This window comes from Aquabacterium sp. (assembly GCF_016234775.1).
In the GTDB taxonomy this organism is placed as follows: Bacteria; Pseudomonadota; Gammaproteobacteria; order Burkholderiales; family Burkholderiaceae_C; genus Aquabacterium.
Map to the genome: position 1 here is coordinate 65,323 of NZ_JACRAH010000050.1, position 7,725 is coordinate 73,047.

Below are 7,725 nucleotides of genomic sequence, written 5' to 3' on the forward strand. Positions count from 1 at the left end.
ATGACGTGCTCGAAATCAGCCGGTGCTTACCTTGGTGTCGTCTTCAATCCCCCGGAGATCGGGGGGCATTTGTGGCGCACCCAACTGCGCGCGCAGGGTGATGCGCACCGTGGTGCCACGCCCGAACTCGCTGGCCACATCTACCTGCCCTTCGTGCAGTGTCACGATTTCCTTGACCAGGCTCATGCCCAACCCGGTTCCGGGAATATTGCCTGATGGGTCGGCACGGAAGAAGCGCTCGAACACCCGCGCGAGTTGATCGGGCGTCATGCCGATGCCGTGGTCCGTCACCTCGATCACCAACTGCTGAAGACTCGGTTCCGGCCGAACGTGCAAATGAATCTCGCCACCTTGCGGTGAGTACTTGTAGGCATTGGACAGCACATTGAGCACGGCTTGCCCCAGCTTGTCCGTGTCCGCCCATATCAGGCACTGCGGCGCATCCATGTGCACGCGAACCTTGCGCCGATCACCCGGGACCTTGAGCCCATCCAGGACCTGCTCGATGATGGGGCCGATAGGCTGCAACTGCCGCTTGAAGTCCTTGCCACGGCGCGCCTCAATGCGCGCCAGATCCAGCAGCTCATTGACCAGGTTGATGAGAATGCTGGCCTGTTTGTGAATGGTGCCCAGCATGTCCTGACGCCGCTCGTCATTGAAGTTGCGCTTGAGCAGCAGCTCCGTGAAACCGAAGATGCTGACCATGGGCGTGCGCAGTTCATGCGCGGCCATGGCCAGGAATTCACTCTTCATGCGGTCCACTTCCAGCTCGTGCGTGATGTCACGGAAGTACATCACCGTCTCGTTGTCGTGCGCGCCCTGCCGTACACGCCGCACCAGCGTTCTTGCTGTTGGCGTATGCAGGTGCAGCAGTTGCCTGGAGGCACAGTTCGAGCCGTCTCCATCACCGCTTTGCCCGACCAGAGGCGCCAGATTGCCACGTTCATCAAGTTCCGTGGATTTGCAGCGCGCCATCAAGGACTCTTCAAACGCGTCACGCGACTGTCCAACCAGATCGCCAGCCATCAGGCCGGTCATACGCTCGAAAGATGGGTTGACGATGCTGACTTCACCGCGCTTGTCCAGCACCACAAACCCATCAGGGCTGAGATCGAACACGGCGTTGAGCCGTTCCGTACGCAGATGAAGCACCTGCTCTGCAGCGATCCGCTCGGTGATATCCGTCTGCACGCCCACGTAATGAGTCAAGACGCCCTCTGGATTCAACACGGGAGATATCGCCAGTTCGTTGTAGAAAAGGGTGCCGTCCTTGCGGTAGTTGCGTACAACGACTTCACAGCTCTCCCCCTTGCGAATGGCTTCACGCATGGTGGCGAGGGCCGGCTGGTTCACATCACTGCGCTGAAGCAGCTTGCAGTTGAGGCCGAGAACCTCGTGGGCCTCGTACCCCGTGATGCGTTCGAACGCATGGTTGACATAGATGATGGGCTGGTTGGGCAGCGTCATGGACGAGATGATCACGCCATCGGCTGACGAAGCCAGGGCTCGATCCCGCAGGGCCAACTCCTGTTCTGCCCATTTGGCATCGGTCGTGTCACGCACGATGAAGGTCTGCATCACCTCGTCGTTCAACAGCACACGGCTGGCAGACAGGGCGACAGGGAACGCCGTTCCTTCAGCGCGCAGCCCTGTCGTCTCGTAGCCAATCACGCGATTGGAAAAGCCATACCGGGCAAACCAGGCATCCACATCATCGGCCCCGATCACCGGCAGGATCGAGCTGATCGACTGCCCGTCCAGCTCGGCCAGAGTTCGGCCAAACAGACTCGTCGTGGCCTGGTTGCACCAGTGCACCCGTCCCGCGTTATCCGTGATGATGATGGCGTCCGCCGCCGTGTCCATCACAGCCTGATTGCGAGACTGCGTGTGATGCAAGGCGGAAGACATTTCGATGGCCATCTCCCTGGCACGCTTGCGAGTCGAGATGAGCATCAGATAGACATGCAAGGCTGCCAGGGTGAACAAAGCGCCAGCCGCGCCAGCCACCCACATCCCGGTCTGGCGTGTCCACGAATCCATCAGGGTTTGAGGACGTGCGACCCCCTCGACGATGATGGGAAGCAGCGCATCACTGCCCGGCACACGGATGTCCATTCCCTTCACATAGGCAGACGCATTCACAGAAGCTGTATCGGCCACGCCGGCGAGCCTGGCGTGAGCTCGCCAGAACATGCCATCGTCCAGTTCAGCATTCATGTTGGCATGGTCCACACGCAACAGCACCCAGCCACCGGAACTCGCCTTGAGGCGCCTGACGACATACCAGGCCACATCGGAGGGCAAATGATCGCGCACCTCGCACACCTGTACGGTTCGCTGATCAGGCATGCGCAGCATGCATTGCGCCAGCGTTTCAGCCTGTGACTTTGAAACCGACAGAATCTGATGCAGACGACCAGAAGCCAGGCTGCGTGCATCCATCAGTGTCAAGCCATGCGATGTCCACACCTCGTTCTTGCCACCGGACAGCAGTGGCGATGAAGAGGTTGCCCAGTCCGCGAGCTGCATCGCAGAGGCCACTCGGCTGTCGAGCCGCTCCTGCATCATGACCCGGGAACGGCTGGCCGTGGCCTCCAAGGCCTGCCGAGATCGATATTGTTCTGCCCACCAGACCGCTCCCGTGACAAGGGCCGTCAGCAGCATCCCCGCCGTCAGGATCAGCGTCACCACACGAGCCTTGGGCATGCGCCCCGTCAGGCCTTCCAGTCGAATCAACAAATGACTCACGGCCTCGGGCAGATCGTCACTCACAGCGCTATCGCTCATGACCAACTCCTGCAAGCAGGCTGCCTGAAAAACCACCTGATGGCACCGCCGGCAGCGGCCAGTGTTCAGGCGCCAGGATCACACCACCGAGGCGCCAGCCATGGTCTCAACGCGTTCGATCAATTCCAGCGGACTGAAAGGCTTGACCAGGTAGGCATCTGCGCCGGCCGCTGAGCCTGCAGCCAGATCGGTGGCCTGACCGCGAGCCGTGAGCATCACCACCTGGATCTTCTTGAGATCAGGGTCCTGCTTGATGCGGGTGCAAACTTGATAACCATCCAGCAGGCCGGGCATCATCACGTCCAGCAGCATCACATGGGGCTTGACGGCCCTGGCCATGTTCAAGCCCGTCTCGCCGTCATGGGCTTCATGTATCTCGAAGTCGCCAAACTCCAGCGTCATGCGGATGAGCTTGCAGATGTCTGCCTGGTCTTCAACGATGAGAATGCGGTGGGTCATGTTGCTCTCCGGTTTCACGCCTTGTCTGCATTGGCAGGGGTGTCGGCGTTGTTCTTGTCATCCAGCTTTGCACGCTTGGCCATGCTTCTGGCCAGTAATTGAGACATGTCACGGGCATAGCGCTGCGCCTGTTCCACGGACAACTGAGCATCCTGTGCCGCCGGGGCTCCGGCGGGAATCTCCAGGACAAAATCCACGCTGTCGAATTCATCCTCGATGCGCACCGAGCCGCCGTGTTGTTCCAGAATGCGCTGAGCCAAGGCCAGCCCGATGCCGCGTCGCTGCTCGGGCGCCTTGGCCGAGTCCCCCACGCCGAATGGCACATAGGCGTTGCGGCGTTCATGGTTGGACACGAAAAGGCCCTGGTTGCGAGCCCGAACCATCACGTGCGAACCGACCGTCTGTACTGTCAATTCGATGAAGCCACCTGACTGTGCGCTGCGTATTGATTGCTCCAGGTATTCCGACATGGCCTTGCCCAGCCAATGCGAGCTGCCATATACCGCAGGCATCTCGTGATCAGGGTCTGCGAGGCTCAAGGTGATGTTGCGCGCCTTGGCCACAGGCAGCACCTCGGCCAGGGCCTTGTTGATCAACTCGGTCACCATGATCCGCTCATCACGCTGGATCGCGCTCTCGCCGAACACGGATACCAGGTCCCTCAGTTTTCCAAGCTTGATGGACAGGGCGGCAGCCTCCTGGACCAAGGCCTTGAGATCCACGGCGGCACCTTGCTGCTGCACCAGCTGCGCCGTCTTGGGCAACTTCTGGTAGAGCATGTCGATGGGCTGCGCCATCTCGGCTTCGATATAGCCGATGAGGTTTTCCAGCGCCTGCGAATACCAACGCTCTTGCGACACGTTGTTGAGTACCACCATCAGGTCGTGCCCAACCGGTGCGTCAATCACGACGGCGCGAATGGCATCAGGATGAGCCTCCTGAGTGGTCAACTCGAAGGCAAAAGGCAGCTTGAGCATGCCTTGTGAAGCAGCCTGCACAGTACGCTCGGCCACGGGATCCATCATGGGCCGGCCCAGCATCACCGGCGTCATCTGAACGGCAGCCTTGTTGGCATATCGCACCACGCCATCACGCTGAACCCATACCACGCCACTCTTGACCTGGTCGAACAGCAGACGGAAAGCCTCGTTCATGATGAACTCCTAACTCATGAGACGCGTTGCCCTAACAACCATCGGCCAACGCGAACGGCCACCGCTTCTGCGGTAACGGGCAAGGTCATGACTTCGGCGGACTTGGGCAATCCACCGCGCCTTGCCAGATCATGTGCACCACATTCGGTCAGCACCAGAATGCGCATGTTGGCAATCGACTCACAACGCTCCAAGGTGCGCAGCATGGCCATGCCATCCATACCTGGCAGCTCCAGATTCGTGATCAGCAGGTCCGGCACTTTTTGGCCGATCTGCAGCAAGGCCAGGTAGCCGGTTTCGGCAAAGCGCAAGCTCACGGCAGAACCATAAGGCTGCATGGCCTGTGCGCACCGTACCTGCCAATCCTGGTCATCGGCAACCAACAGCACGTCCATCGGCGCTGCGCCATACGCAGGCCCAACGGGTGTCGCCATGGGCGCGGTATCCAGCAATGCATGCGCATGCGGCCGCGTCAAGGCACTGCGAGGCATGGTTTCACCACCCAGGCCTGTGCTCAAGGCCAGCGCCTCCACCGCGTTGTAGGGAATCCGCCGATGACCACCGGGCGTGCGCGCTGCAGGCAGGATATCGGCCTCCACCCACAGTTGTACGGTACGCAGTGAAACGCCCAGGCGCAGGGCTGCTTCACGGGTCGTCAGCATGCGGGCCGCAGGGCCCAGAGGGATGACTTGAGACATCTCGCGCCTTTCAAACTCTCGCCACTTGGCAGTTGAGATACCGTCCTTATCGGCAGCAATTTCATTTTTGCGAGTTCAAAAGCCTTGCGGTGCGCTTTCTCATGCACAAAGAAGGTGCCCGCGTGAAGAAGTGACGCTTTGGCTCAGCCTGCGAATTGGGCACAATCGTGTTCCATGAACAAAGCCTTCACCAAGGAACCCGACGGGGACGATGACGACGAACTGTCGCTGCCCCCACTGCCTGCTGGCGGCAAGAACTACATCACGCCCCAGGGCTATCAACGCCTGCGCACAGAGTTGCTCAATCTGATCGACATCGAGCGCCCCAAGATCGTGGAAATCGTGCACTGGGCGGCCTCCAATGGCGACCGCTCCGAAAACGGCGATTACATCTACGGCAAGAAGCGCCTGCGAGAGATCGACCGCCGCATCCGCTTCCTGACCAAACGGCTGGACATCGCCGAGGTGGCCGACCCCAGCCTGCACCATGGGCATGACCAGGTGTTCTTCGGCGCCACGGTGACCTACGAGAACCTGGCGGGTGTCTCGCGCACGATCACGATCAAGGGCATCGACGAGGTCGATAGCCTTCAGGGTGAAGTCAGTTGGGTATCACCGATCGCACGGGCCTTGCTCAAGGCCCGTGAAGGCGACGAAGTGCAGTTGATGACGCCCGGCGGGCTGGAGCGCCTGGAAGTCATCAAGGTCCGGTATCCGGCACCGCAAACCAGTCACTGAGGCGTTACTGGCTGAAGCGTTCAGCCTTGAGCACCACAGGGCAACGCTTGAGCGTGCGGATCACATCAGCCAGGTGTTCCGCGTCACGCACCGACAGCGTGAGCTTCAGTTCGGCCGTCTCGCCCAGACGCTCGTCACCCATCTCGATGTGGGTGATGTCGGTCTCGGCACTGCTGATGGCCGCCGCTACCTGGGCCAGCACGCCCTTGCCGTTGGCCACCAGCACCTTCACGGCCGTTTCGAACAGGCGCGCGGGCTCATCCGACCAGCTCACATCGATCCAGCGTTCGCTGTCTCGCTCGAACAGGCGCTTGCCCACGCCGCATGATTGCGTGTGCACCACCAGGCCTTCACCACGGCCCAGGTAGCCCGCAATCGGGTCGCCTGGCACCGGGCAACAGCAAGGCGCCAGTTGCATCGTAGCCCCCTCGCTGCCATCGATGATGACCGATCCGTTCGAAGGCGTCTCATCAGAGAAGCGGCCCAGGGTCAGCGTCAGGGCATCGGGCTTGGCGCCGGTCTCGGCCATCAACTGCGCCAGGCGCTTGGCCACCATGGTGGCGATCTTGCGGCCCAGGCCGATGTCGGCGAGCAACTCGTCGCGGCTGCGGTTGCCGCCCCAGCGAATCAGACCCTGCCACAGATGCCCTGCCGGGCCCTCGGTGTTCTCGTCGCCAGCCGGCAAGGTCAGCCCTTCAGACCGCAGCGCCTGCCCCAACAGCTTCTCGCCGAGCTCCAGAGACTCTTCAGCCTCCATGTTCTTGAGGTAGTGGCGGATCTTGGAACGGGCCCGGCCCGTGCGCACGAAGTTCAACCAGCTCGGGTTGGGCTTGGCGCTCGCGGCCGTGATGATCTCGACCACATCGCCGCTGCGCAATTCGGTGCGCAAGGCCACCGGCTCGCCATTGACCTTGGCCGACACGCAGCGGTCGCCCACGCCAGAGTGGATCGCATAGGCGAAGTCCACCAGCGTGGCGCCCTTGGGCAAGGCCACGATGCGCGACTTGGGCGTCAGCACATAGACCGACTCGGGGAAGAGGTCGATCTTGAGGTGCTCCAGGAACTCGGCAGAATCACGCGTTTCGTGCTGGATGTCGATGAGCGACTGCAGCCACACGGCGGCCTGCTGCGGCGAGGCGTCATCGGCCGCATCCTGCTCCTTGTACATCCAGTGCGCAGCAATGCCCTTTTCGGCCACCGCGTGCATGGCCTGCGAGCGGATCTGGAACTCCACGGCCGTGCCCACCGGGTTCACCAGCGTGGTGTGCAGCGACTGGTAGCCGTTGGCCTTGGGGATGGCGATGTAGTCCTTGAAGCGGCCCGGCAGCGGCTTGTAGAGCTGGTGCAGCACGCCCAGGGCGCGGTAGCAATCGAGCAGCTCGCGCGCGACGATGCGAAAGCCGAAGATGTCGCTCACCTGCGCAAAGCTCAGGTGCTTTTCGATCATCTTGTTGTAGATCGAGAAGATGGTTTTCTCGCGGCCGTAGACCTCGACCTGCATGTCCGCGTCATGGAAGGCTTCTTCCACTTCCTTGCGGATGCGGTCCACCAGATCGCGGCGGTTGCCACGCGTCTTCTTGACGGCCTTGGACAGCACCGAATGCCGCCAGGGGTTGATGTACTGGAAGGACAGCTCCTGCAGCTCGCGGTAGGTCTGGTTCAGGCCCAGGCGGTGCGCGATGGGCACGTAGATGTCCAGCGTCTCACGGGCGATGCGGGCACGCTTGTGCGACACCATCGCGTCCATCGTGCGCATGTTGTGCAGGCGGTCGGCCAGCTTGATCAGGATGACGCGCACATCGCGCGCCATGGCCAGCAGCATCTTGCGGAAGGACTCGGCCTGCGACTCTTCCTTGGTCGAGAACTGCAGCTTGTCCAGCTTGGTCAGG

At 61.4% G+C, this 7,725-nt stretch carries 6 protein-coding genes; 1 reads left to right on the forward strand and 5 read right to left on the reverse strand.

Translation table 11 applies throughout. From position 1 onward, the window contains the following. Positions 1–15: 15 nt before the first annotated feature. The 4 genes from HY836_RS15880 to HY836_RS15895 all read right to left on the reverse strand — a co-directional run bounded on the left by HY836_RS15880 (position 16) and on the right by HY836_RS15895 (position 5,098). The gene (locus HY836_RS15880) at positions 16–2,787 is read right to left on the reverse strand and encodes a PAS domain S-box protein (RefSeq protein WP_290677881.1); all 2,772 of its coding nucleotides are present in this window, start codon (positions 2,785–2,787) and stop codon (positions 16–18) included. 78 nt (positions 2,788–2,865) lie between these two features. Then, entirely contained in the window at positions 2,866–3,246 is a 381-nt protein-coding gene (locus tag HY836_RS15885; protein ID WP_290677884.1) for a response regulator, read from the reverse strand. A gap of 14 nt (positions 3,247–3,260) precedes the next feature. After that, positions 3,261–4,400, reverse strand: coding sequence for an ATP-binding protein (locus HY836_RS15890; protein WP_290677887.1), 1,140 nt, complete (start codon positions 4,398–4,400; stop codon positions 3,261–3,263). 14 nt (positions 4,401–4,414) lie between these two features. Continuing rightward, entirely contained in the window at positions 4,415–5,098 is a 684-nt protein-coding gene (locus HY836_RS15895) for a helix-turn-helix domain-containing protein (RefSeq protein WP_290677890.1), read from the reverse strand. Between the two features lie 174 nt (positions 5,099–5,272). On the opposite strand from HY836_RS15895, the gene greB reads away from it, so the two are divergent. After that, on the forward strand, positions 5,273–5,836 hold the full coding sequence (greB, locus tag HY836_RS15900; RefSeq protein WP_290677893.1) for a transcription elongation factor GreB: 564 nt from the start codon (positions 5,273–5,275) through the stop codon (positions 5,834–5,836). Positions 5,837–5,840: 4 nt separating this feature from the next. On the opposite strand, the gene HY836_RS15905 is transcribed toward greB, so the two are convergent. Beyond that, positions 5,841–7,725 (reverse strand): bifunctional (p)ppGpp synthetase/guanosine-3',5'-bis(diphosphate) 3'-pyrophosphohydrolase (locus HY836_RS15905; protein ID WP_290677896.1); only part of this gene is annotated, 1,885 nt, incomplete at its 5' end.

What these genes read in the sequence shown, in the direction of transcription:
- HY836_RS15880 (WP_290677881.1), bottom strand. Translation starts at nt 2,787, where the DNA reads ATGAGCGATAGCGCTGTGAGTGACGATCTGCCCGAGGCCGTGAGTCAT.
- HY836_RS15885 (WP_290677884.1), bottom strand. Translation starts at nt 3,246, where the DNA reads ATGACCCACCGCATTCTCATCGTTGAAGACCAGGCAGACATCTGCAAG.
- HY836_RS15890 (WP_290677887.1), bottom strand. Translation starts at nt 4,400, where the DNA reads ATGAACGAGGCTTTCCGTCTGCTGTTCGACCAGGTCAAGAGTGGCGTG.
- HY836_RS15895 (WP_290677890.1), bottom strand. Translation starts at nt 5,098, where the DNA reads ATGTCTCAAGTCATCCCTCTGGGCCCTGCGGCCCGCATGCTGACGACC.
- greB (WP_290677893.1), top strand. Translation starts at nt 5,273, where the DNA reads ATGAACAAAGCCTTCACCAAGGAACCCGACGGGGACGATGACGACGAA.